This window comes from Zobellella denitrificans (assembly GCF_002237365.1).
Lineage (GTDB): Bacteria > Pseudomonadota > Gammaproteobacteria > Enterobacterales > Aeromonadaceae > Oceanimonas > Oceanimonas denitrificans.
Genome location: NZ_NMUO01000031.1, coordinates 1 through 24406, shown reverse-complemented (window position 1 = coordinate 24406; position 24406 = coordinate 1). Strand labels below are relative to the sequence as shown.

Below are 24406 nucleotides of genomic sequence, written 5' to 3'. Positions count from 1 at the left end.
AACCGGCCCAGGAGATGGGCCGGTCATGTTGAAACACTGCGTCTGTCCGGTTAAAGCTCGGTGGCATTGGCACGAATGGCATTCATGATCTCGGGGCCGATTTCCTTGTCCATCAGCGGCCAGACCTTCTCCCGGGCGGCCCGGGCAAACTCGCGCAGCTGCTCTTCGCTGGGCTCGAAATACTTCATGCCGGCCTCCTGGGCCTTTTTGATGTAGTACTCGTCCTGCTCCTTGGCGGCCTTGAACTGCTCGTTCATGATTTCCACCGCCGCTTCCTGCACCACTTTTTGCTGCTCCTCGGTCATGCTCTCCCACACATCCAGGTTCATCGACAGCACCCCGGTCATAAAGAAGTGCTTGGTCTGCACGTAGTAATCGAGCGAGTCCCGGAAGTACTCGTAGTCCCAGTAGATAACGTTGCCGGCCTCACCGTCGACCACACCGGTCTGCAGCGCGGTATACACCTCGCCCCAATCGATGGCGGCAGTCTGATAACCCAGGGCCTGCATGGTCTGCGGGGCCGGGAACACCGTCATGGTGCGCACTTTGAGCCCTTCCGCATCCTTGATATTGAGTGCGTACTTGCCCCGGGAGCCCACGCCGTTGAACCCTTCGGGCCAGGGTCCGAAGAACTTCAGGCCAATGTCTTCGTACACGCCGCCGAGCAGGTTGTTGACCCAGCCACCCGGGCTGTAGGCGTTGAGCGCCTCATCCCACGACAGGGTCATGTAGGGGGTGTAAATCACGCCAATGCGCTTGTCGTAGGAGGTCATGGGCCAGTTCAGCATGACATCCACGTCGCCGGCGACATGCAGGTCGAACACTTCCTGCTGGCCGCCCAGCTCATTCTGGTAGTAAACCTTGGTCTCGATGTCGCCGCCGGACTTCTGCTCGATAAGCTCCCCCCATTTTTTCAGGGCGTCTCCGGCCGGCGACCCCTGGGTGCCCGAGTCGGTGGCGAGCTTCAGGGTCAGCGCCTGGGCACCGGTACTGACCAGGCAGGCGGCGGTAATGGCAGAAGCCAGCAGGGTTTTGAAACTGAGTCCGATTGTCTTCATGTGGTTATCTCCCTATATGATGTCGTGCTGATGAAACACTGGTGGATCACCGGCGCGTCGTCCGAGCCGGGCTCGCACGGATGTTGTGCAAAATCCTTTTGCAGATCGCAGGCAGGGCTGTACGCCAACAAGCGGAATATACGCTGCTGAAGAGTCCGTACCTCGGCTGCTGGGGGAGCCGGGCGGCTCCCCCTTTGTCGTGATGGCTTATTCCGGCAGGGCGATGGGCAGGGTCTGGCCCAGGGCGTTGGCGACGAAGGTGTCGGCGTACCAGTTGATGAAGTTCACTACCCCGAACTCGTAGGTGGGCGAATAGGGACCAGGCTCGTAGGCGATGGAGTTGATGCCGCGCTGGTTCTCCTCGGCCAGGGTTCTGTCCTGATCGTTGGTGGCATCCCACACCCGGCGCAGTTTCTCCACGTCGTAGTCCACTCCTTCCACCGCGTCCTTGTGTACCACCCACTTGGTGATCACCTTGGTCTGCTGCGGGCCGACCGGGATCACCTGGAAGGTGATCAGGTGGTCGCCCTGGCCGTGGTTCCAGGAGTTGGGCAGGTGCAGTATGCGCAGCGAGCCCAGGTCCCGCTCCTTGACCCGGCCCAGCAGCTTCTGGCAGGCGGGGCTGCCGTCGATGGTCATGGCCACCTTGCCCTCGGCCAGGGGCATGCGCACCATGCGGTTGCGCAGGCCGAAGGAGATGTGCTCGTGGGGGATGTTGTCGGCATCCCACTCGGCCGCCTTGCGCGCCACGTGAGCCTTGAAGGCGTCGCTGGCACGGGGATCGTTGGTGTCGTCCCACTCCAGCAGGGTGTTGAGCAGCTCCGGGTGGGAGCCGGCGCAGTGGTAGCACTCCCGGTTGTTCTCGATCACCAGCTTCCAGTTGGCCTGCTCGATGATCTCGGACTGCACCGCCACCTTGGCGTTTTCCAGATCGTAGGGCTCCAGGTAGCGCTCCAGCTCGGCCAGGAAGCCGTCGATTTCCGGCGGGTTCTCCGCCAGGCTGATAAAGATGTAGCCGCCGGCGGTTTTGGTGTGCACCTGCTTGAGCGGGAAGTCGGCCTTGTCGAACTGGTCGCCCATCTCGTTGCCGGCGTAGATCAGCTGGCCATCCAGCTCATAGGTCCACTGGTGGTAGGGGCACACCAGCTTGGCCACCTTGCCCTTTTTCGAGGTGCACAGGCGCGAGCCCCGGTGGCGGCAGACGTTGTGGAAGGCCTGCACTCCCATCTGCTTGTTGCGCACTATGGTGATGGGGTTGTTGCCCACCTCCAGGGTAATGAAGTTGCCCGGCTGGGGGATCTCGCAGGTCAGGCCCACGTACAGCCATTCCTTGTAGAAGATCTGCTCCATGTCGGCGGCGAACACCTCGGCGCTGTTGTAGCAGGCCTGGGGAAGAGAGTAGCCGGGACGACGCTGCTGCAACAGTTGTACGGTTTCCGCCAGTTTGGGGCTGTTGCCGGTGACGGTGGTGTTGGTCTGCTCCATCTGTATTGCTTCCTTTGCTGTGTTGAGGGAGTGGGTGTCCCGACCGCTGAGTTGACCCCCACTGTTGGCCTTATTTTTATCATGGTTATCCGGTACGGATTATCTGAAAACGACTCACCTCCCGGGGTTTTCCGACCTGCCCGCCCCCACACTGTCCCGGCGCCGCCTATCCCTTGAGCAGAAGCGGGGCTGGCGGACATTTCCATGTCGTTTTTAAGCAACCGTCCGGGGCCAAACTGCTCAAGAATGCGGGCATAAGGACAACGCGGGGATCCCTCCCCGGGCCCCACCGGAGGACAGCGATGAATCAGGACTTTATTTCACCCATCAATACCCAAACCTGGAGCAACGGTCGCCACCCGGTGCGCTGCGTGCGCGTGATCCAGGAAACCTGGGACGTACGCACCTTCTGCTTTACCGCGGAGAGCCCGCTGCTGTTTTTCTTCAAGCCCGGCCAGTTCGTGACCCTGGAGCTTGAAATCGATGGGCAGCAGGTGATGCGCAGTTACACCATTGCCTCCTCGCCCTCGGTGCCCTACAGCTTTTCCATTACCGTCAAGCGGGTGCCCGGCGGTGTGGTGTCCAACTGGCTGCACGACAACCTGAAGGAAGGTGACGCCCTGGCGGTGCACGGCCCGGTGGGCAATTTCAACTGCATCGACTTTCCCAACGACAAGGTGTTGCTGCTCTCCGGCGGCGTGGGCATCACTCCGGTGATGTCGATGGCGCGCTGGTGGTTCGACACCAACGCCGAGGTGGACATCCATTTTGTGCACAGCGCCCGCACGCCGAAGGATCTGGTGTTCTACCGGGAGCTGCAGCACATGGACTCGCGGCTGAACAACATCCACCTGAGCCTGATTTGCGAGCGCACCGACATCGGCGAAACCTGGAGCGGCTACCGGGGCTACCTGAGCGGCACCATGCTGAGCCTGATCGCCCCCGACTTTATGGATAGGGAAATCTTCTGCTGCGGCCCGGCCCCCTATATGAAAGCCGTTCGTACCCTGCTGCAGCACGCCGGCTTCGATATGGACCACTACCACGAGGAAAGCTTCGGCGCCACCCCGGCGGATGTTATCGAAGACGTGGAACATATGGCCCAGGAGGCCTCGGAGCTGGCTGAAGAATTGGAGCGTACCGAAGACCGGCTGACCATCTCCTTCCTGGAGAGCGATCTGCAGGTGGACATAATGCCCGGCGAAACCCTGCACAGCGCCGCCGCCCAGGTGGGCCTGCATATTCCCAAGGCCTGCGGCATGGGCATTTGTGGCACCTGCAAGGTGAAGGTGACCAAAGGCGAGGTGGCCATGGAGCACAACGGTGGTATCACCGACGAGGACGTCGCCGAAGGCTATGTGCTGAGCTGCTGCAGCGTGCCCAGCGGCAACGTGGAGGTCGCGTTTTGAGTTAACGGATTACTTGGTCGAGGGGATCTTACTAGGTCCATCCACTTTGCCTGAGCCGGATAATAAGGCTCAGGCTTTTTTGCGTTCGCCGGTGCCGGTGGCGCGCAGGCGGCCCGCCTGTCTTCGCGCGCAGCACAAACCCCTCGGGTTGACCTACCACACCACGGGGTTAAAAAGGCTCGGGGCAGAACAGGCATCGCGGGTTACACCGTGCCTTCATCCAGCTCGGTGCCATCTTCATGCGGGCGAGCCGCCCGCGCCCCAAGGAGCGTCACTGCCTGAGTTCTGAATTTGCAGATGTGCACCTTTGCCGGTGGAGCGCAGGCGGCCCGCACGTGCCCCAAGGCAGGGCCGATTTCAATCGACCTTTCCCATCACGGCGTCGGGGCTTGGTCGACTGAAGTCGACCTCCTGGCTCCAAACACAAAAAGGGCCGCCGCAGCGACCCTTCCGTAACAACTTTCCTATTTTCAGCCGGCCTTGGCGGACACCTTTACTCCTTGCCCCAGGGCGCTGCACTGGGCCCGCCGCTGCCACAGCAGGCCGGCGATCAGGGCGTAGAGGAAGATCACCACTGTGCCCACCCACTCAATCTTGAGCGGGGTGAACTGGAACAGCAGCACCAGGCCGAACATCAGCACCCAGTTGCCCGCCACGTAGGCCGGCAACCCGATCCGGCCCGGTTCCAGGTTCAGGTTGCTGGTGTAGAGGCGGATCAGGGAGTCGAGGGAGTTGATCACGAAGATGACCCCCACCACCACCATCGCCAGCTTGAGCGCGCCGGCGATGGCGATCGCCTCGCTGAAATGCAGGTAGAGCACCGAGAACCAGATGGCGATGGGAATGGAGGGCACCACCAGCATGGCGATGCACAGCTGCCAGGCCGGCAGGCCGCCGGCGAAGCGGGCCACGAACTGGCCGATCATGATGCTCCAGGAGAACCACCAGAACAGGTAGAAGGCGTGGTAATCGGTGATCGGGGTGACAAATTCATGAATATTGGTGAAATACTCGCCGATGCCGGCCACGGTGCCGCCCAGGCCCGCCAGGCTGGCGCCCGAATTCCACCACATGGTGCCGATCAGCGCCAGGAACAGCCAGGTGGAGGCCACGCTCAGGAACTTGACGTAGCGCACATCCGAGCTGGACCAGACCGCGCACAGCACCACCAGGGCCACCAGGCCGTAGCGCACCGCGGGCGTGATGCCTTCCACATAGTCGGGCAGGTAGCTCAGGAACAGGAAGCCGGTGAAGGCGCAGGTGCCGATAATCACCAGGTTGTTGATAAGCTTGACGAAAGGGATCTCGAACAACTTGAGCCTGGGCTCGATCAGCACGAAGTAGAAGGTGGTCAGGAAGTAGAACATCCACACCAGAAAGCCCCAGAAGCCGAACTCGATGGCGAGCGGATTGGCGAAGCCGTATTCGGGCTCGCTGGCGTACACCGGAAATTCGGTCAGGGGGAACATCACCAGGCCCACGTCCAGGCCCGAGGTAAACAGAATGGCGATAAAGGTGAACAGCGAAGTGGGCATTTCACCCTGGCAGCGCAACTTGCCGAAGCGCAGCAGAATAAAGGCCGACGCCGCCAGCGTCAGCATTATGGCAGCAGATAACACCATCTCCATGGATACATTCCTCTTGTATTGGTTCCATCACTCGTAATGTGTCGTGCGTTAGCACCATGACCATCCACCATTCCTTGTTATGGTTGTCGCCTCTCTGGGGAGGCTTGTCGTTCACCTGTTGCCGGTGACTTTTTATTGAACGTTCAATTAATGCTAAATGTAAGACGATGCTTCCATCATTGCACCATGGGTGCGACCGAAAAATGCCTGAATGCGACACGACGCCAAAAAACTTCGTCCCCTAGCCAAAAAAGGGCTCGAAAGAGGCTTGTCATAATCAGATAAGCAGGAGTCGTTTGGAGATAAATTTTGTTCTATTTTCGCTCCTAGGCTGTTTTGTCCGGGCCAGCGAGCCCGGCCAACCCACTCGAAGGAGAACCCGATGATAAGGATAAGTCATTGTATTTACGGTGCATTACTGGCAAGCGCCAGCCTCTTCGCCCAGGCCGAAACCACCCTTAGCCACTGGCCCCAGGACGCCGCCCGCCAGCTAAACGCCATGATCGCCGCCAACGCCAACCAGGGGGCCTACGCGGTGTTCGACATGGACAACACCAGTTATCAGTTTGATATCGAAGAATCCCTGCTGCCCTACCTAGAGATGAAAGGCCTGCTGACCCGGGAGACCATGGACGCGTCCCTCAAGCTCATTCCCTTCAAGGACACGGCGGAGCACCAGGAAAGCCTGAACAGTTACTACTACCGCCTGTGCGAGATCGACGACCTGGTGTGCTACCCCTGGGTGGCCCAGATCTTCTCCGGCTTCACCCTGGCCGAGCTCAAGGGCTACGTGGACGAAGTCATGGCCCATGGCGAGCCCATTCCCATCCAGTATTACGACGGCGACCAGGTGGTAGCGGGCCATGTCACGCCGCCGAAGATCTTCGCCGGCATGCAGCAGCTCTACAACCGGCTGCAGGAAAACGGCATCGAGGTGTATGTGATGACGGCGGCCAGCGAGGAAATCGTGCGCATGATCGCAAGCGACCCCAAATACGGCTACAACGTCAAGCCGGAGAACGTTATCGGGGTGAACATGCTGCTGAAAAACCGGGAAAGCGGTGAGCTGACCACCTCCCGCCTGCAGATCAAGGCCGGGGAATACGACCCCGAAGCCAACCTGCCGCTCGAGCTGACCCCCTACCTGATGAACCCCATGACCTGGTACGAAGGCAAGCTCGGCAGCATCATCGGCTGGATCGATCAGTGGCGCAAACCGGTGCTGGTGGCCGGCGACACCTCCGGCTCCGACGGCTACATGCTGCTGAACGCCACCGACGTGGACAAGGGCGGCATCCGGCTGTGGGTGGACCGCAAGGGCAAGTACACCCAGCACATCACCGACTGGGCGAAGGACGCCGCCGCCACCCAGGCCAGACTGGGGCTGCCCGCCGACGCGGACAAGAACTGGATTATCGTTAAACCGGACGACATCCACCAACAGTAAGCCGCCTTCACTCCCCGCTCCCACGCCCGACGTGGGAGCCCATCACCCCTAGCACGCCATGTAGTTCAGCCAAGCGCAGTGCTAGCTCTGCACAGCCGCTGCTATAGATGCCGCTGTAGGTGCCGCTTTAGCCGGCACAAACCGGCGGAAAGGATGCCAAATTTCCGCATTCCCCGCCGTTTGCAGGTTTTCGCCTCACCTGGGGCGCGGGCGACCCGCCCGCGCCCCATCACGGCATGGCCCGGTCAGGTATAGATGACGCCGTCGCCCTGGCGGGCGAAGCCGATAAGGTTGAGCCCGGCGGCGCGGGCCTGGTCGATGGCGAGCGAGGTGGGGGCCGACACCGCCACCAGGGTGGCGGCGCCGAGCACGGCGCACTTGTGCACCATTTCATAGCTGGCCCGACTGGTGACGATGACGAAGGCCGGTGTGACCTGGACGCGCGCCAGGGCGCCCACCAGCTTGTCGAGCGCGTTGTGCCGGCCCACGTCTTCCCGCGCCGCCAGCAGGTTTCCCTCTGCGTCGAACCCCGCCGCCGCATGGGTGGCGCCGCTCTGGTAATGGAGCGGCTGCTGATGGCGGAGTTCGGCAAAGGCGCGGTCGATGACTGCCCGCGCCGGCACCGGACCCGGGCTGACGGCGCACACCGGCGCCACCGCCTCGGCCAGGGATTCGGTGCCGCACAGGCCGCAGCCGGTGCGGCCACTCAGGCTGCGCCGCCGGGCCTTGAGCCGGAAGAAACACTCGGCGGCCAGCTCTATCTCCAGCCGCAGACCCTTGGGGTCGGCGTTGACCTCCATCCCGTAGATCTGCCCCGGCCGCTCGACGATGCCCTCGGTCAGGCTGAACCCCAGGGCAAAGTCCTCCAGATCCAAGGGGCTTGCCATCATCACCGCGTGGGAGATGCCGTTGTACACCAGGGCCACCGGCACCTCTTCAGCCACCCAGTCATGGCCCTGGCCGCCGCTGAGGCGGCCTACGCCCACTTCCACCAGGCCGGGTTCGGGAGCCGAGGCCTTGGGTTTGCGCTGTGCCATGGGCTCGTCCTCCTCAGTCTCCATGCCGGGCAAAGGCCAACTGCTCCCGGGTAAAGTCGTAGAAGCGTTGTTGCCAGTCCGACAGCGCCTGGGGCGCCTCGGCCGTCACCTGCACCGCCGTCACCTTGTATTCCGGGCAGTTGGTGGCCCAGTCCGAGTTGTCGGTGGTGATCACGTTGGCCCCGCTGTGCGGGAAGTGGAAGGTGGTGTACACCACCCCCGGCTGCATGCGGGTGCTGTGCTGCGCCCGCAGCACGGTACGCCCGGTGCGGCTGTCGATGCTCACCGGCTGGCCGTCCTCGATGCCGCGGGCGGCGGCGTCGTGGGGGTGGATTTCCAGTACGTCCTCGTCGTGCCACACGTTGTTGTCGGTGCGCCGGGTCTGGGCCCCCACGTTGTAGTGGCTGAGGATCCGCCCCGTGGTCAGCAGCAGCGGGTAGCGCTCGCTCACCTTCTCGGTGGTGGGCATGAACTCGGTCACCACCATCCGTGCCCGGCCGATGGGGAACTGCTCTTCGTGCATCACCGGCATGCCCTCGGGATGCTCGGCGTTGCAGGGCCACTGGATGCTGCCGAGCCGTTCCAGCTTGTCGTAGCTGACCCCGGTGAAGGACGGCGTCAGGGCGGCGATCTCGTCCATGATCTCGGAAGGGTGATCGTAGTGCATGGGGTAGCCCAGGGCGTTGGCCAGACCCATGGTCACTTCCCAGTCCTCCTTGCCCGCCAGCGGCGTCATCACCTTGCGCACCCGGTTGATGCGCCGCTCGGCGTTGGTGAAGGTGCCGTTCTTCTCAAGGAAGCTGGCGCCGGGCAGGATCACGTGGGCGAACTTGGCAGTCTCGTTGAGGAAGATGTCCTGCACGATCAGCAGCTCCAGCGAGCGCAGCGCCGCCTCCACGTGCTGGGTGTTGGGATCCGACTGGGCGATGTCCTCCCCCTGCACATACATGGCCTTGAAGCTGCCCTCGATGGCGGCGTCGAACATGCGCGGGATGCGCAGGCCCGGCTCGGGATCCAGGGTCGCGCCCCAGGCGGCCTCGAAGCGGCCGCGCACGGCGGCGTCGGTCACCGGCTGGTAGCCGGGCAGCTCGTGGGGGAAGGAGCCCATGTCGCAGGAGCCCTGCACGTTGTTCTGGCCGCGCAGCGGGTTCACCCCCACCCCGGGCCGGCCGATGTTGCCGGTGGCCAGGGCCAGGTTGGCGATGCCCATGACGGTGGTGGAACCCTGGCTGTGCTCGGTGACCCCCAGGCCGTAGTAGATGGCGCCGTTGCCGGCCCCGCCGTAGAGCAGGGCCGCCTCGCGGATGCGCCGGGCGGGCACGCCGATGATGTCCGCCACCGCCTCGGGGGCATGGCGCGGCTCCAGGATGAAGTCGCGCCAGGCCTGGTATTCCGTCTGGGCGCAGCGCTCGGCGATAAAGTCGTGGTCTTCCAGCCCTTCGGTCACGATCACGTGGGCCAGGGCGTTGACCAGCGCCACGTTGGTGCCCGGGCGGATCGGCAGGTGGATGGCCGCCCCGGTATGGGGGCTGTCGAGCAGGTCGATATGGCGCGGATCCGCCACGATCAGCCGGGCGCCCTGGCGCAGCCGCTTGCGCAGCAAGGAGCCGAACACCGGGTGGGCGTCGGTGGGGTTGGCGCCGATTACCAGGATGCAGTCCGCCTTGAGCACCGAATCGAAGTCCTGGGTGCCCGCCGACTCGCCCAGGGTCATCTTGAGGCCGTAGCCGGTGGGGCTGTGGCACACCCGGGCGCAGGTGTCGGTGTTGTTGTTGCCGAGCGCGGCCCGCACCAGCTTCTGCACCAGGTAGGTTTCCTCGTTGGTGCAGCGCGACGAGGTGATGCCGCCCACGCTGTGGCGGCCGTGCCTGGCCTGCACTTCCTTGAGCCTGCGGGCGGCGAAGCCGATGGCTTCATCCCAGCTCACCTCCCGCCAGGGCTGGTCGATATGATCGCGGATCATCGGCGTGGTCAGCCGGTCCTTGTGGGTGGCGTAGCCGAAGGCGAAGCGGCCCTTGACGCAGGAGTGGCCGTGGTTGGCCTGGCCGCCCTTCCAGGGGGTCATGCGCACCAGTTGGTCGCCCTGCATCTCCGCCTTGAAGGAGCAGCCCACGCCGCAGTAGGCGCAGGTGGTGATCACGCTGTGCTCGGGTTGGCCCTTGGCGATCACCGATTTCTCGGTGAGGGTGGCGGTGGGGCAGGCCTGCACGCAGGCGCCGCAGGACACGCAGTCGGAGCCCAGGAAGTCGGTGTTCTTGCCGGTGGACACCAGGGAGTCGAAGCCCCGCCCCTGGATGGTGAGGGCGAAGGTGCCCTGCACCTCGCCGCAGGCGCGCACGCAGCGGGAGCAGAGGATGCACTTGCTGGCGTCGAAGGTAAAATATGGGTTGGACTCGTCCTTGCCCAACGCCAGGTGGTTTTCGCCGGCAAAGCCGTAGCGCACCTCACGCAGGCCCACGGCACCCGCCATGTCCTGCAGCTCGCAGTCGCCGTTGGCCGGGCAGGTCAGGCAGTCGAGCGGGTGATCGGAGATATAGAGCTCCATGATGTTGCGGCGCAGCCTGGCCAGGGCCTGGCTTTGGCTGCGCACCACCATGCCCTCGGCCACCGGCGTGGTGCAGGAGGCATGAAAGCCGCGCCGGCCTTCGATCTCGACCGTGCACAACCGGCAGGAACCAAAGGACTCCAGGCTGTCGGTGGCGCACAGTTTGGGGATGTTGATGTCCACCAGGGCGGCGGCGCGCATCACCGAGGTGCCTTCGGGCACGGTCACCTCGACGCCATCGATGTTCAGGGAGACCAGGGTGGCCGACTCGACGGCCGGGGTACCCAGGTCTTTTTCGGGATAAAAATGCTCAACCATCAGCCTTCGCCTCCCTGGCGGTGGAAATCTTCGGGAAAATACTGCAGTGCGCTCTTGACCGGGAAGGGCGTCATGCCGCCCATGGCGCAGAGCGAGCCCTGCATCATGGTGTCGCACAGCTCCTCCAGCAGGGCCAGGTTGGCCTCGCGCTGGTCGTTGGCGACGATGCGATCGATCACCTCCACCCCGCGCACGGCGCCGATGCGGCAGGGGGTGCATTTGCCGCAGGACTCCTCGACGCAGAACTCCATGGAAAAACGGGCCTGCTCGGCCATGTTCACCGACTCGTCGAACACCACCACCCCGCCGTGGCCGAGCACGGCGCCGATGGCGGCAAAGGCCTCGTAGTCGAGCGGGGTGTCGAACTGCTCGGGCGCCAGGTAGGCACCGAGCGGCCCGCCCACCTGCACCGCCCGCACCGGCCGGCCGCTCTCGGTGCCGCCGCCGAAGTCTTCTATCAGTTCGCGCAGGCGGTGGCCGAAGGCCAGCTCCACCAGGCCGCCGCGCTTGAGGTTGCCGGCCAGCTGGAACGGCAGGGTGCCCTTGGAACGGTCGACGCCGAAGCTGGCGTAATGCTCGGGCCCCTCGCTCAGGATGGACGGCACGGCGGCGAAGCTCAGCACGTTGTTCACCACGGTGGGCTGGCCGAACAGGCCGACGATGGCCGGCAGCGGCGGCTTGGCGCGCACCATGCCGCGCTTGCCTTCCAGGCTTTCGAGCAGGGAGGTCTCCTCGCCGCAGATGTAGGCGCCGGCGCCGAGCCGCACCTCCAGCTCGAAGGCGCGGCCGCAGCCCAGGATGTCCTGCCCCAGGTAGCCGGCCGCCCGGGCCCGCTCGATGGCGATATTGAGCAGCTCATGGGCCAGGGGGTATTCCTCGCGCAGGTAGATGTAGCCCTGGGTGGCGCCCACGGCGAGCCCGGCAATGATCATGCCCTCGATCAGCATGTAGGGATCGGACTCCATCACCAGCCGGTCGGCGAAGGTGCCGGAGTCGCCCTCGTCGGCGTTGCAGACGATGTATTTCTGCGCGCCTTTGGCGTCAAGCACCGTCTGCCACTTGATGCCGGTGGGAAAGGCCGCCCCGCCCCGGCCGCGCAGGCCCGAGGCCTTGACCATGTCCACCAGTTGCTGGGGCGTGCGGTGGACAGCTTTTTCCAGGCCGTCGAAACCGCCCAGCGCCCGGTAATCCGCCAGCGACACCGGATCGGTGACGCCGATGCGGGCGAAGGTGACCCGCTGCTGGCGCTGGAGGTAGGGGATCTCCTCGGTCGGCCCCTGGGCCAGAGGATGGTCGTCGCCGAAGCCGTGTTCGAACAGCGAGGCCACGTCTTCCGGCGCCACCGGGCCGAAGGCGCGTCGGCCGCGGCCGTCGTCCACCTCCACCAGGGGCTCCAGCCAGCACAGGCCGCGGGAACCGTTGCGGACCAGTTCGATGTCGAGGCCGCGGGCATCGGCCTCGCGCCGGATCAGGGTCGCCACGTCCTCGGCGCCGAGCGACAGGGCCGTGGTCTCGTAGGGAACGAAGATGCGCAGGCTCATCAGTTCAGCTCCAGTTTGTAGGTGGTCAGTTCGTTTACCAGGGCGTCGAACCGGGCCGGGGTCATGCGCGCCTTGATCTGCTTGCCCACCCGCACCGAGGGGCCGCAGGCGCAGTTGCCGAGGCAGTACACCGCCTTCAGGGTGATGTCGCGGCCGGGGGTGGTCTGGTGATAGTCGATGCCCAGGCTGGCCTTGGCATGGCGCTCCAGCTCGCGGGCGCCGCGGGCCTGGCAGGCCTCGGCGCGGCAGATCTCCACCACGTGCCGGCCCGGCTGTTCGGTACGGAAGTAGTGGTAGAAGCTCACCACCCCGTGCACGTCGGCGGCGGTGATGCGCAGCTCACGGACGATGATGGGGGTGGCGGCGTCGGGAATATAGCCGAAATGGTCCTGGATACTGTGCAAGATAGGCAACAGGGCGCCGGGTTTGTGTTTGAGGGAGCCGACCAGTTGCTCTAGGGTATGGTCCATTGCTGTTTGCTTATCTTCCATAGTATCAACCTGTTATATCGAGTAAACGTCAGGCGGAGGGCCCGCTCCGCGGTATCGGGTGGTCCCTTGTAACAGGCCCTGCGGCGGACCTTGTAGGGTCGACTTCAGTCGACCAAATCACGGCGCCGGCTGCACAATGGTCCACTGAAGTGGACCCTACATCGTGACCAAACCACGGCGCCGACTGCACAATGGTCCACTGAAGTGGACCCTACATCGGACCAACCCCGGCGCCGATGCCGGGGCGGTCCGTTGAAACGAACCCTGCGGCTCAGGCCGCGACCATGCCGTGGGGGTCTATCACGAATTTCTTCGCCACGCCGTCGTCGAAATCGGCGTAGCCCTGCACCGCCTGATCCAGGGAGATCACCTGCACGTTCACCGCCTTGGCGATCTGGACCTTATCAAAAAGTATGGCCTGCATCAGGGGACGGTGATACTTCATCACCGGGCACTGGCCGGTGTGGAAGGAGTGGGACTTGGCCCAGCCCAGCCCGAAGCGCATGCTGAGCGCGCCCTGCTTGGCCGCCTCGTCCGCCGCACCCGGATCCTCGGTGACGTACAGGCCGGGAATGCCGATCTGGCCGCCGGCCCGGGTCAGCTGCATGGCCGAGTTGAGCACGGTGGCCGGCGCTTCCTTGCCATGGTTGCAGCCGCAGGCATGGGCCTCGAAGCCGACGCAGTCGACGAAGGCGTCCACTTCCCGCTCGCCGAGGATGGCCTCAATCTTGTCTTCCATCGAGCCGTCTTCGCGCAGGTCGATGGTCTCGCAACCGAAGCTGCGGGCCTGGGCCAGGCGGTCCGGGTTCATGTCGCCGACGATCACGCAGGCGGCGCCCAGCAGCTGGGCGGAGGCGGCCGCGGCCAGGCCCACCGGGCCGGCGCCGGCGATATAGACGGTGGAGCCCGGGCCGACGCCGGCGGTCACACAGCCGTGGAAGCCGGTGGGGAAGATGTCCGACAGCAGGGTGAGGTCACGGATCTTCTCCAGCGCCTGGTTGGGATCCGGAAACTTCAGCAGGTTGAAGTCGGCGTAGGGCACCATCACGTATTCGGACTGACCGCCGACCCAGCCGCCCATGTCCACGTAGCCGTAGGCGGCGCCGGGACGGGCCGGGTTCACGTTCAGGCAGATGCCGGTCTTGCCTTCCTTGCAGTTGCGGCAACGGCCGCAGGCGATGTTGAAGGGCACCGAAACGATGTCGCCCACCTTGAGGAATTCCACGTCGCGGCCGCATTCGATGATCTGGCCGGTGATCTCGTGGCCCAGCACCAGGCCGGAGGGCGCCGTGGTGCGGCCGCGCACCATGTGCTGGTCGCTGCCGCAGATGTTGGTGGACACCACCTTGAGGATCACCCCGTGGTGGCAGGCCCTGTTGCCCAGAGACAGCTCGGGGAAGGCGATGGACTGGACCTCGACCTTGCCGGGACCGGTATAGACCACACCCCTGTTACCGTGTATCGCACACATGTTCAGCATCCTTCTTGCTTGACGGGTTTGACGCCCCGGCGCCGGGCCGGAACGTGCCGAGCCGGGAGGTCGTGTCACCTCCTCCGGCAGGCTCCCAGTAGACTGCCGAAACCCTTTTGCAACATTGCTGATTAAGACACCGACTTGTCAAAACAAGACATCAAGGTCGTTAACAGCATGGTAACCCCGGTCCTTTCTCTAGCCGGCTCCCAACGCCAGACTAGGGCAGAATGGCATAATGTTAAAATTGTATTAATTAATGGCTGTATTAAGAAAGCCTATTACCGCGGCGCGCCACCGGAAAAGGCAGGCGCCCCGGTGACTGGTCTGCTCACTTCGTCGGCAGATTTCACTTGATCATTTTGAAAACTGTCCTTAGGCTTATTTTTATTGAACGTTCAATTAATAAAAAATTATGCCTATTACCGGAATCAAGGATACCCGCAGGAAACAGCTGATCGACGCCACCCTGGCCTCGGTGGCCGAGTACGGCCTGCAGAACACCACCATCAACAGCATCAGCCGGCTGGCGGGGATGTCGTCGGGCATCATCAGCCACTACTTCGGTGGCAAGCAGGAGCTGATTGAGGCCACTGTCCGGCAGTTGCTGGAAGAGCTGAAGCAGGCGCTGCTCAGTCGCGCCAGCGCCGACATCGCCCCGCAGCAGCGGCTGCTGCGGATAGTGGAAGCCAACTTCACCGAGTTTCAGCGCTCGCGCCCGGCCACCAAGTCGTGGCTGAGCTTCTGGGCCCAGGCCATGCACGACCCGCGCCTGGCCCGGCTGCAACAGGTGAACAGCCAGCGGCTGATCAGCAACCTGCGCTATTCCTTCCGCCCCCTGCTGGGGCCGGAGCAGGCAAAGATTGCCGCCCGCCAGACCGCCGCCCTGATCGACGGCTTCTGGCTGCGCAGCGCGCTCAGCACCGAGCCGGACCGGGACTTCCGGGAAGGCGAACAGCTGTGCAAGAAATTCATCACCGACCTGCTACGGCAGCATGGAGTGAACGCATGTCATTGACGATATACCAGAATTTTATCGACGGCCGCTATGTGGCCAACGAATCCGGCGACACCTTCACCGTGATCAATCCCGCCACCGGCGAGGCCATCTATGAAGTGGAAGTGGCCGACGAGCTGATCAAGGAGCAGGCCATCGCCTCCGCCCGGCGCGGCTTCGCGCTGTGGTCGGCCATGACCGGCATGGAGCGCGCCCGCATCCTGCAAAGGGCCGTGGCCCTGCTGCGCGAGCGCAACGACGAGCTGGCCCGCATCGAGGTGCTGGACACCGGCAAACCCTGGCAGGAAGCCTCGGTGGTGGACGTGGTCACCGGCGCCGACAGCATCGAATTCTTCGCGGGGCTCGCCCCGGCCATCGAGGGCAACCAGCAGCATCTCGGCGGCGATTTCTACTATACCCGCCGTGAGCCGCTCGGCATCTGTGCCGGCATCGGCGCCTGGAACTACCCGCTGCAGATCGCCTGCTGGAAGGCCGCCCCAGCGCTGGCCTGCGGCAACGCCATGATCTTCAAGCCCTCGGAAGAGACCCCCCTGGGGGCGCTCAAGCTGGCCGAGATTTTTATCGAGGCCGGGGTGCCCGCCGGGGTGTTCAACGTGGTGCAGGGCGACGGCGCCGTGGGTGCCTGGCTGACCCAGCACCCGGACATCGCCAAGGTGTCCTTCACCGGCGAGGTGGGTACCGGCAAGAAGGTGATGGCCGCCGCCGCCGGCTCGCTGAAGGAAGTGACCATGGAGCTGGGCGGCAAGTCGCCGCTCATTATCTTCGACGACGCCGACCTGGACGACGCCGTCTCCGCCGCCATGCTCGGCAACTTCTACACCCAGGGCGAGATCTGCACCAACGGCACCCGGGTGTTCGTGCATAACGACATCTACCCGGCCTTTATGGAGCGGCTGCTGGCGCGCACCCGCAGCAACATTGTGGCCGGCGACCCGCTGGATCCGGCCACCAACTTCGGCGCCCTGATCTCCAAGGCCCACTACGACAAGGTGCTGGGCTATATCCAGAAGGGCGTGGAAGAAGGCGCCACCCTGGTCCAGGGCGGCGAAGCCCTGCGTCCGGCCTCGGCCCCCAACGGCTACTTCGTGGCACCCACCATCTTCACCGACTGCCGCGACGAGATGACCATCTGCCGGGAAGAGATCTTCGGCCCGGTGATGTCGGTGCTGACCTTCGAGGACGAGGATGAGGTGGTGGCGCGCGCCAACGACACCGACACCGGCCTGGCCGCCGGCGTCTTTACCAAGGACATCCGCCGGGCGCACCGGGTCATCCATCGGCTGCAGGCGGGCATCTGCTGGATCAACGCCTACGGCGCCTCCCCCGCCGAGATGCCGGTGGGCGGCTACAAGCTGTCCGGCATCGGCCGGGAAAACGGCCTGGCCACCCTGCATCACTACACCCAGCTGAAAGCGGTGTACGTGGGCATGAACAAGCTGGAAAGCCCGTTTTAAGGGCCGCGAGGTAACGCAATGGATAACGTATTCGACTATATCATCGTGGGCGCGGGCTCCGCCGGCTGCGTGCTGGCCAACCGCCTCACCGAGGACGGCCAGCACAAGGTGCTGCTGCTGGAAACCGGCGGCAGCGACAAGAGCATCTTCATCCAGATGCCCACCGCCCTGTCCATCCCCATGAACACCAAGAAGTACGCCTGGCAGTTCGAGACCGAGCCCGAGCCCTTCCTGGATAACCGTCGCATGCACTGCCCGCGCGGCAAGGTGCTGGGCGGCTCTTCCTCCATCAACGGCATGGTCTATGTGCGCGGCCACGCCCGCGACTTCGACGAATGGCAACAGCACGGCGCCGAGGGCTGGGACTACGCCCACTGCCTGCCCTACTTCAAAAAGGCCGAAAGCTGGGCCTTCGGCGGCGACGACTACCGCGGCGACAAGGGGCCGCTCGGGGTCAACAACGGCAACCGGATGCAAAACCCCCTGTACCAGGCCTTTGTGGACGCCGGGGTGGAAGCCGGCTATTTCCATACCGCCGACTACAACGGCCGCCAGCAGGAGGGCTTCGGCCCCATGCACATGACGGTAAAGAACGGCGTGCGCTGGTCCACCGCCAACGCCTACCTGCGCCCGGCCATGGGCCGACCCAACCTGACCGTGGTCACCCACGCCCTGGTGCACCGGGTGCTGCTGGACGGCAAGCGGGCGGTGGGGGTGCGTTATGAGCGCAACGGCCAGGTGCAGGAGGTGCGGGTCAGCAAGGAGGTCATCCTCAGCGCCGGCCCCATCGGCTCGCCGCACCTGCTGCAGCTCTCCGGCATCGGCGCCAAAGAAACCCTGGCCGCGGCCGGCATCGAGCTGAAGCACGAGTTGCCCGGGGTGGGCGAGAACCTGCAGGATCACCTGGAGTTCTACTTCCAGTTCCGCTGCAAGCAGCCCATTTCGCTCAACGGCAAGCTGGATTGGTGGAACAAGTTCCTGATCGGCAGCCGCTGGCTGCTGAAGAAGGACGGCCTGGGCGCCACCAACCACTTCGAGTCCTGCGGTTTTATCCGCTCCAAAGCCGGGGTGGAATGGCCCGATCTGCAGTACCACTTCCTGCCCGCCGCCATGCGCTACGACGGCAAGGAAGCCTTCGACGGCCACGGCTTCCAGGTGCATATCGGCCACAACAAGCCGAAGAGCCGGGGTTTCGTGAAGGTGGCCAGCGCCGACCCCAAGGCCGCGCCGCGCATCCGCTTCAACTACCTGGAGCACGAGGAAGACCGCGAAGGCTTTCGCGCCTGCGTGCGCCTGACCCGGGAGATCATCAACCAGCCGGCGATGGACCCCTACCGGGACGCGGAAATCCAGCCCGGTGAACAGGTCAGGACGGACGAGGAAATCGACGCCTTCGTGCGCCGGTCGGTGGAAAGCGCCTACCACCCCTCCTGCTCCTGCCGCATGGGCACGGACGACCTGGCGGTGGTGGACCCGGAAGCCAAAGTGCGCGGCATCAAGGGCCTGCGGGTGGTGGACTCCTCCATCTTCCCCACCATTCCCAACGGCAACCTCAATGCCCCCACCATCATGGCGGCGGAGCGGGCCGCGGATCTGATCCGGGGCAAGGCGCCGCTGGCTCCCTCCACCGCCGAGGTGGGCATGGACCAAGAGTGGCAACACCGCCAGCGGGCGGACAAGCCGGCCCGCCAACTGGACTGACGTTTTTGCTACCCGGCGCACAGCACCGCCGGGTAGCCGGTGCCAAGATGGCGCACAGTCCAGCAAAAACAGGGGAAACACCATGGCCGGAGGATGGGCACGGGACGGTGCCGTGCAGGAGCAGATAGACGCCAGTGTGGAAGAGGCGGTGCAGAATGCCCGACGTCGGCTCGCTGCCGGCGACAGCCTGAGCCACTGCGAGGAATGCGACACCCCCATTCCCGAGGCCCGCCGCCGGGCGGTGCCGGGAGTGCGGCTGTGCATCGACTGCCAGGCCGGTCAGGAAAAATCACGTCAGGGTCGTGACGGCATCAACCGCCGCGCCAGCAAGGACAGCCTGCTACGCTGAGCCGCTCATGGACCAAGAGTGGCAACACCGCCAGCGAGCGGGCAAACCGGCCCGGTGCCGGACTGATATTGGGGCCCAGTGGGCCCTTTTGTTGCCTCCCCTCACCTTCCCCCGCTAAAGAACCGGCTTTCGGTGCGAACCTCGGCCTGGCCGTCGCTGGCCACGAAGGTCACCACCTGCATATGGCCGGGCAGCAGGTAAGGGTCGGCGGCCAGGCTGACCGGCAGGCTCAGGCTTTCGCCGGGCGCCACTTCTATCTCCTGCTCGCCCAGCCAGCGCAGGGCGTCCGCGCCTTCCACCCGCAATTGGTAATGCCGATGCTGCTGGGTCTTGTTGGCGAGCTTGAGGGTATAGCTGTTCTCAACCTGCCCTTCGGCCGTTTCCCGGTACAGCTGGTTGCGATCCCGCAGCACGTCCAGCGCCAGCGGCGGGCGGCTCAAGGCGGCGTAGGCCAGCAGCCCCAGCGCGAGACCCATCATCAGGCCGTAGCCCAGCAGCCGGGGCCGCCGCAGCCGGCTCTGGCCCCCGGCCAGCTCCCGCTCGCTGGCGTAGCGGATAAGCCCGGGGGCATAGCCCATGCCGCTCATGGTCTGATCACAGGCATCTGCACAAGCACCGCAGTTGATGCACTCGTACTGCAGGCCGTCGCGGATGTCGATGCCGGTGGGGCAGACCTGCACGCAGAGGTGGCAGTCGATGCAGTCTCCCAGCCCCAACTGTCTCGGGTCGGCCTTGCGGGCGCGCGGCCCCCGGCTTTCGCCCCGGCGGGCGTCGTAGGTGACGGTCAGGGTATCCCGGTCGAACATGGCCGACTGGAAGCGGGAATAGGGACACATATGGGTGCACATTATGGTGCGCATCCAGCCCGCGTTGAGGTAGGTGCACAGGGTGAAGAACAACACCCAGAAGCTGGTCCAGGGGCCGGCGGAGAACGCCAGCAGGCCGGTGACCAGCTCGGTCGCCGGCACGAAATAGGCGACAAAGGTCACGCCGCTCAGCAGGGCGATCAGCAGCCAGGCCAGGTGCTTGCCGCCCTTGCGGGCGACCTTTACCGGGCTCCAGGCAGCCTGGTCCAGCCGGCGGCGCTGGTTGGCGCTGCCCTCGAGGCGCTCCTCCACCCAGATAAACCAGAAGGTCCATACCGTCTGCGGGCAGAGGTAGCCGCACCAGACCCGCCCCAGCAAGGCGGTGACGAAAAACAGGGCGAAGGCCGCCACCATCAGCAGCAGCGCCAGCAGGGTCAGATCCTGGGGCCAGATGGTGGCGCCGAACAGGTAAAAGCGCTGTTGCTCCAGATCCAGCCATATCGCCTGCCGACCGTTCCAGCGCAGCCAGGGGCCGGCCAGGAACAGCAGCATCAGCGCCCAGCCCAGGCGTTGCCGCCAGCGCTGCCAGCGTCCTTGCTGGGCGCGCACATAGACATGGCCCTGGTCGATGGGCCGTACGGGCGTGGTACAGGTCTTGACGTCAATCCGGGATGAAGTATCCATAAGGCTCACATTGCTCGGTTGGAACAGGCGGGTCGAACGCCCGCCACGACCGGGGCAGTAGAGCATGGGAGCAGACGGCGCAACATAAACAGTTGGCCGCGGATGAACCATAACAGTTGCGGTCTGTGAGCCGGTTGACAGAACAGCCGGGCTAGAGCACCGCTCAGTTTAAAAATCGATCAAAATTAGCTATTTGTTGTCTGTTGCAACGTAGAAAAGAGTCAACAGGGCCACCTCCGCCGACACGCCGCGAGTACGTCCCTGTAGGCTCGCACCTGCCATCCCTGGCAGGTGACGGTCGGCGGAGGCCATCCCTGTTGCCTCTTTCAAGCTCCGGCGCCGTCTGAGGGGGGTGCCCGCAGGCAGTTGCGGTGCGATAGGAAGGACAAAGGGTACTGCTCCGCCGGCCCTCCGCGCCAGGGAGGGCGCGGCGGAGCCCCCAGGGATGGGTTTACGGCGTGCCGGAGGAGTAGCACCCTTTGGCCGACGGCCTCTGCCTCGCCAGAATCAACAATGCCTGCAACCAACGGCGTATCAGAGCCGCCTCAGTTTTAAACTATATGGTGCTCTAGGCCAGCTGTTCGCCGATCAGTTCCGCCAGCCGGCGGATGGCTGCGTCGCTGCGGGCATTCCAGGGCAGGGAGGTATTGAGCCGCAGGCAGTGCCGGTAGCGGTCATCGGTGGCGAACATGCGCCCGGGGGCTATGGTGATGCCTTCCGCCAGGGCCCGCCAGTACAGCCGGGTGGTACAGACCGGCGCCGGCAGCTCGACCCACAGGAAATAACCGCCTTCGGCGCCATGCAGCCGGGCCGAGGGCGGAAAGGCCCGCTGCACCGCCCGGCAGAAGCGCTGCTTGCGCTGTGCCAGGGTACGCCTCAGGGTATACAGGTGCTTGTCGTAGTGGTGGCCGGCGAGGTAATCGGCCAGGGCCAGTTGCATGGGTGCACTGGCGGACAGGGTGCTCATCAGCTGCAGCCGCTGCACGGCCTCGGCCTGCCGCCCCGCCGCCACCCAGCCGATGCGCATGCCGCTGCCCAGGGTCTTGGAGAAGGAGGCGCAGTGCAGCACCCGCCCCTCTTCGTCCCAGGCCTTGATCGGCAGGGGCGGCTCGTCCCCGGCATACAGCTCACCGTAGACATCGTCCTCAATCAGGGCCACGTCGTGCCTGGCCAGCAGCGCCAGCAGCCGCTGCTTGCGGGCCGCCGGCAGGGTGCCGCCCAGGGGATTCTGGCAGTGGCTCATCAGCCAGCAGGCTTTGACCGGGTAGCGTTCCAGGGCCTCGGCCAGGGCATCCGGGTCCATGCCTTTCTGCGGATCCGTGGCCACCGCCACCGCCTTCAGACGGTGCCGCTCCAGCGCCTGCAGCGCGCCATAGAAGGCGGGCGACTCCACCACCACCCAGTCGCCGGGCGCGGTGAGCGACTGCAGGCCGAGGTTGAGCGCTTCCAGCGCCCCCGAGGTGATGACGATTTCATCGGGCGACACCCTCATGCCCCGGGCCGCGTAGCGGCGGGCGATGGCACGCCTGAGCTCGATGCGGCCGGGAGGCAGGCTCACGCCGGTGCCCTGGCTGTGCAGTTGCCGGGCCACCCGGCCGAGGGAGCGGGCCAACTGCTGGCGAGGAAAGAGCGACGGATCGGGAAAGGCGGAGCCCAGGGCGACGCAGGCCGGATCGTCCCCGGCCTGCAGCAGCTTGAAGATAACGGCGTTGATATCGACGGTCTCCGCCGGTTGCAGCAAGGGCGGCGAATGCTGAATGGTGCTGGCCAGCGGCTCGGCCACGAAATAGCCGGACTGGGGCCGGGAGCGGATCCAGCCCTCGCTTTCGAGCAGCTGATAGGCGCTGAGCACCGTCATCAGGCTGATATCCGCCCGGCGCGCGCTTTCCCGCAGGGAAGGCAGCCGGTCTCCCGGCTGCCAGGCGCCGGCCGCGATCTGGCCTTGCAGCTGCCGGGCCAGTTGTTCGTACTTGGTCACTCAGCCGCGCGCCAGCTGGCAGTTCTCCCCCTTCAGCTCGGCCATTTCCTGTCCCACGCTCAGGGCCTGGCGGATGTCGGCGATCTCCTGCTGGTGGGCACGGCGCAGCTTCTTGCGCAGCTTGCCCATCACGAAGCGGCGGATCTCCTCCTCGCTCTCGAGGATAAGGCCGGGCACGGCGACGGGCTTGCGGGTTTCCTCATCCAGCGCCACCATGGTGAAGTAGGAGGTGTTGGTGTGCTTGACGATGCCGTTTTTGAAGTCTTCCGACACCACCTTGATGCCCACCTCCATCGAACTCTTGCCCACGTAGTTGACCGAGGCGTACAGGGTGAGCAGCTCGCCCACCTCCACCGGGTTGACGAAGTCCACCGAGTCCACCGAGGCGGTCACACAGTAGCCCTTGGCATGGGTGGCGGCGCAGGTATAGGCGATTTTGTCCATCAGCGACAAAATGACCCCCCCGTGCACCTTGCCGCCGAAATTGGCGTAGGAAGGGACCATCAACTCCTTGAGGATGACCTGGGACGACTCGACCGTTCTGAAACCCGCTTCGTTCATTGCTTCACCTGATTTGTTCTTGATTCCGGATGCTCCGCCTTCCCGCGCACCGGGAAAGGCGCTTAAGGATGTCCGAGCCGGCCTCCGGCGTAAACCGTTTGCGGCCGAAAAAGCCGATTTTTTTACGCCGGCTTCCCTGCCCGTCCGGGCGGGGCTCGTATCGCCCATCGCTGTAAGGTATTATTTACAGCCTGACAAGGCACAAGACGGCACCATGCGCTTAAAAGTTACCTGCGAAGACCGCCTGGGCATGACCCGGGAGCTGCTGGACATACTGGTGGAACACCAGATCGATCTGCGCGGCATCGAGATCGACACCAGCGGTATCATCTACCTGAACTTCCCCACCCTGGATTTCTCCGCCCTGCAGCACCTGATGCCGGCCATCCGCCGAATTCCCGGGGTGTTCGACGTCAAGACCATCCCCTGCATGCCCTCGGAGCGGGAGCACAACGCCATCATGGCGCTGCTCAAGGCACTGCCCGACGCCGTGGTGGCGGTGGACACCAAGGGCCGCATCAGCCTGGCCAACGACGCCGCCTGCGCCCTGCTGGCCCAGCCCCAGTCGCAGTTGCTGCAACAACCCCTGGGGCCCCTGCTCAGGGGCGTTTATGTGAGCCGCTGGCTGGAGCAGGCCGAGCCGCAGCCGCTCAGCGAAAAGGTGACCATAGACCACGAACCCTACCTGGCCGACTTCCTGCCCATCTGGGTGACGGAAGAGTCCGGCGAACAGAGCCTGGCCGGGGCCGTGGTGGTGTTCAAGTCCGCCTACCGGGTGGGCCAGCACTTCAAGGTGATGCGCAGCCGGGAAAGCGGCCATTTCGACGGCCTCATTGCCCAGAGCCCGGCCATGAGCGAGCTGCTCCGGGAGGCCCGCCGCCTGGCCACCCTGGACGCCCCCCTGCTGATCCAGGGCGAAACCGGCACCGGCAAGGAGCTGCTGGCCCGGGCCTGCCATAACGCCAGCCTGCGCGGCGAAGGGCCCTTCATCCTGCTCAACTGCGCCGCCATTCCCGACGAGGCGGCGGAAAACGAGCTGTTCGGCTACGCCCCCGGCGCCTTCGGCAACAATGCCCAGGGCAAGCGCGGCGTGCTGGATCAGGCCAACGGCGGCACCCTGGTGCTGGACGAGATCGGCGAAATGTCGGCCCTGTTGCAGCTCAAGCTGCTGCGGGTGCTGCAGGACGGCGTCTTCCGCCGCCTGGGCGACGAGCAGGAGGTGAAGGTGGACATCCGTTTCATCTGCACCACCCAGCAGGATCTGGCCGGGCTGGTGCAGGGCGGCCGGTTTCGCCGGGACCTGTTCTACCGGCTCAACGTGCTCAACCTGCAGATCCCGCCCCTGCGCCAGCGGCAGAAGGACATACTGCCCCTGGCCCAGCACTTCTGCACCCGCTTCGCCGCCGAGCTGGAACGGCCCCGCCC

18 protein-coding genes are annotated in these 24406 nt (G+C 64.7%); 7 read left to right on the top strand and 11 right to left on the bottom strand.

Annotated features, from left to right (window positions below):
* Positions 1 to 50: 50 nt before the first annotated feature.
* Together dctP and gbca are read right to left on the bottom strand one after the other, a co-directional pair.
* A complete protein-coding gene (gene dctP / locus CGX12_RS08715) occupies positions 51 to 1058 on the bottom strand; it encodes a TRAP transporter substrate-binding protein DctP (protein WP_094039500.1) in 1008 nt (335 codons plus the stop codon).
* A gap of 207 nt (positions 1059 to 1265) precedes the next feature.
* The gene (gene gbca, locus CGX12_RS08710; RefSeq protein WP_094039499.1) at positions 1266 to 2543 is read right to left on the bottom strand and encodes a glycine betaine monooxygenase oxygenase subunit; all 1278 of its coding nucleotides are present in this window, start codon (positions 2541 to 2543) and stop codon (positions 1266 to 1268) included.
* Between the two features lie 302 nt (positions 2544 to 2845).
* Here gbca and gbcB point away from each other — a divergent pair, with 302 nt between their 5' ends.
* Positions 2846 to 3952: a glycine betaine monooxygenase reductase subunit gene (gene gbcB, locus CGX12_RS08705; RefSeq protein ID WP_094039498.1), complete on the top strand. Its 1107-nt coding sequence runs from the start codon at positions 2846 to 2848 to the stop codon at positions 3950 to 3952.
* 470 nt (positions 3953 to 4422) lie between these two features.
* Here gbcB and CGX12_RS08700 read toward each other — a convergent pair whose 3' ends face one another.
* Positions 4423 to 5580 (bottom strand): BCCT family transporter, encoded by a 1158-nt coding sequence (locus CGX12_RS08700; RefSeq protein ID WP_094039497.1) that lies wholly within the window; start codon positions 5578 to 5580, stop codon positions 4423 to 4425.
* A 382-nt stretch (positions 5581 to 5962) separates the two neighbouring features.
* On the opposite strand from CGX12_RS08700, the gene CGX12_RS08695 reads away from it, so the two are divergent.
* Positions 5963 to 7027: an HAD family hydrolase gene (locus CGX12_RS08695; RefSeq protein WP_094039496.1), complete on the top strand. Its 1065-nt coding sequence runs from the start codon at positions 5963 to 5965 to the stop codon at positions 7025 to 7027.
* Positions 7028 to 7272: 245 nt separating this feature from the next.
* Here the strand turns inward: CGX12_RS08695 and fdhD are convergent, their stop codons facing one another.
* The 5 genes from fdhD to fdhA all read right to left on the bottom strand — a co-directional run bounded on the left by fdhD (position 7273) and on the right by fdhA (position 14430).
* Positions 7273 to 8064, bottom strand: a complete 792-nt coding sequence (gene fdhD, locus CGX12_RS08690; RefSeq protein WP_217898150.1) for a formate dehydrogenase accessory sulfurtransferase FdhD — start codon at positions 8062 to 8064, stop codon at positions 7273 to 7275.
* A 13-nt stretch (positions 8065 to 8077) separates the two neighbouring features.
* Positions 8078 to 10927 (bottom strand): formate dehydrogenase subunit alpha, encoded by a 2850-nt coding sequence (gene fdhF / locus CGX12_RS08685; RefSeq protein WP_094039495.1) that lies wholly within the window; start codon positions 10925 to 10927, stop codon positions 8078 to 8080.
* Positions 10927 to 12468, bottom strand: a complete 1542-nt coding sequence (locus CGX12_RS08680; RefSeq protein WP_094039494.1) for a formate dehydrogenase beta subunit — start codon at positions 12466 to 12468, stop codon at positions 10927 to 10929. The genes fdhF and CGX12_RS08680 overlap by 1 nt, the downstream gene beginning before the upstream one ends.
* Complete coding sequence (locus CGX12_RS08675) at positions 12468 to 12959, bottom strand: formate dehydrogenase subunit gamma (protein ID WP_094039493.1); 492 nt, start codon at positions 12957 to 12959, stop codon at positions 12468 to 12470. Before CGX12_RS08675 ends, CGX12_RS08680 begins: the two co-directional genes overlap by 1 nt.
* Before the next feature lie 271 nt (positions 12960 to 13230).
* The gene (gene fdhA / locus CGX12_RS08670) at positions 13231 to 14430 is read right to left on the bottom strand and encodes a formaldehyde dehydrogenase, glutathione-independent (RefSeq protein WP_094039492.1); all 1200 of its coding nucleotides are present in this window, start codon (positions 14428 to 14430) and stop codon (positions 13231 to 13233) included.
* 415 nt (positions 14431 to 14845) lie between these two features.
* On the opposite strand from fdhA, the gene betI reads away from it, so the two are divergent.
* The 4 genes from betI (at position 14846) to CGX12_RS08650 (ending at position 18952) form a co-directional block, all read left to right on the top strand.
* A complete protein-coding gene (gene betI, locus CGX12_RS08665) occupies positions 14846 to 15448 on the top strand; it encodes a transcriptional regulator BetI (RefSeq protein WP_094039491.1) in 603 nt (200 codons plus the stop codon).
* The gene (gene betB, locus CGX12_RS08660; protein WP_094039490.1) at positions 15439 to 16902 is read left to right on the top strand and encodes a betaine-aldehyde dehydrogenase; all 1464 of its coding nucleotides are present in this window, start codon (positions 15439 to 15441) and stop codon (positions 16900 to 16902) included. Before betI ends, betB begins: the two co-directional genes overlap by 10 nt.
* Before the next feature lie 18 nt (positions 16903 to 16920).
* Entirely contained in the window at positions 16921 to 18603 is a 1683-nt protein-coding gene (betA, locus tag CGX12_RS08655) for a choline dehydrogenase (RefSeq protein WP_094039489.1), read from the top strand.
* 82 nt (positions 18604 to 18685) lie between these two features.
* Entirely contained in the window at positions 18686 to 18952 is a 267-nt protein-coding gene (locus CGX12_RS08650) for a DksA/TraR family C4-type zinc finger protein (protein ID WP_094039488.1), read from the top strand.
* Positions 18953 to 19053: 101 nt separating this feature from the next.
* Here the strand turns inward: CGX12_RS08650 and ccoG are convergent, their stop codons facing one another.
* From ccoG to CGX12_RS08635, 3 genes are all read right to left on the bottom strand, one after another.
* Positions 19054 to 20442, bottom strand: a complete 1389-nt coding sequence (ccoG, locus tag CGX12_RS08645) for a cytochrome c oxidase accessory protein CcoG (protein WP_094039487.1) — start codon at positions 20440 to 20442, stop codon at positions 19054 to 19056.
* Between the two features lie 568 nt (positions 20443 to 21010).
* Positions 21011 to 22420, bottom strand: coding sequence for an aminotransferase-like domain-containing protein (locus CGX12_RS08640; RefSeq protein WP_094039486.1), 1410 nt, complete (start codon positions 22418 to 22420; stop codon positions 21011 to 21013).
* Positions 22421 to 22981, bottom strand: a complete 561-nt coding sequence (locus CGX12_RS08635; RefSeq protein WP_094039485.1) for an acyl-CoA thioesterase — start codon at positions 22979 to 22981, stop codon at positions 22421 to 22423.
* Positions 22982 to 23195: 214 nt separating this feature from the next.
* On the opposite strand from CGX12_RS08635, the gene CGX12_RS08630 reads away from it, so the two are divergent.
* Positions 23196 to 24406: sigma 54-interacting transcriptional regulator (locus CGX12_RS08630; protein ID WP_094039484.1), on the top strand; the 1211-nt coding region annotated here is incomplete at its 3' end.

Excerpts from the sequence above, each read along its gene's own strand:
- CGX12_RS08680 (WP_094039494.1), bottom strand. The coding sequence starts at position 12,468 with ATGAGCCTGCGCATCTTCGTTCCCTACGAGACCACGGCCCTGTCGCTC.
- gbca (WP_094039499.1), bottom strand. The coding sequence starts at position 2,543 with ATGGAGCAGACCAACACCACCGTCACCGGCAACAGCCCCAAACTGGCG.
- fdhD (WP_217898150.1), bottom strand. The coding sequence starts at position 8,064 with ATGGCACAGCGCAAACCCAAGGCCTCGGCTCCCGAACCCGGCCTGGTG.
- ccoG (WP_094039487.1), bottom strand. The coding sequence starts at position 20,442 with ATGGATACTTCATCCCGGATTGACGTCAAGACCTGTACCACGCCCGTA.
- CGX12_RS08650 (WP_094039488.1), top strand. The coding sequence starts at position 18,686 with ATGGCCGGAGGATGGGCACGGGACGGTGCCGTGCAGGAGCAGATAGAC.
- betI (WP_094039491.1), top strand. The coding sequence starts at position 14,846 with ATGCCTATTACCGGAATCAAGGATACCCGCAGGAAACAGCTGATCGAC.
- CGX12_RS08675 (WP_094039493.1), bottom strand. The coding sequence starts at position 12,959 with ATGGAAGATAAGCAAACAGCAATGGACCATACCCTAGAGCAACTGGTC.
- betB (WP_094039490.1), top strand. The coding sequence starts at position 15,439 with ATGTCATTGACGATATACCAGAATTTTATCGACGGCCGCTATGTGGCC.
- CGX12_RS08700 (WP_094039497.1), bottom strand. The coding sequence starts at position 5,580 with ATGGAGATGGTGTTATCTGCTGCCATAATGCTGACGCTGGCGGCGTCG.
- fdhF (WP_094039495.1), bottom strand. The coding sequence starts at position 10,927 with ATGGTTGAGCATTTTTATCCCGAAAAAGACCTGGGTACCCCGGCCGTC.
- gbcB (WP_094039498.1), top strand. The coding sequence starts at position 2,846 with ATGAATCAGGACTTTATTTCACCCATCAATACCCAAACCTGGAGCAAC.
- fdhA (WP_094039492.1), bottom strand. The coding sequence starts at position 14,430 with ATGTGTGCGATACACGGTAACAGGGGTGTGGTCTATACCGGTCCCGGC.
- betA (WP_094039489.1), top strand. The coding sequence starts at position 16,921 with ATGGATAACGTATTCGACTATATCATCGTGGGCGCGGGCTCCGCCGGC.
- CGX12_RS08695 (WP_094039496.1), top strand. The coding sequence starts at position 5,963 with ATGATAAGGATAAGTCATTGTATTTACGGTGCATTACTGGCAAGCGCC.
- dctP (WP_094039500.1), bottom strand. The coding sequence starts at position 1,058 with ATGAAGACAATCGGACTCAGTTTCAAAACCCTGCTGGCTTCTGCCATT.
- CGX12_RS08635 (WP_094039485.1), bottom strand. The coding sequence starts at position 22,981 with ATGAACGAAGCGGGTTTCAGAACGGTCGAGTCGTCCCAGGTCATCCTC.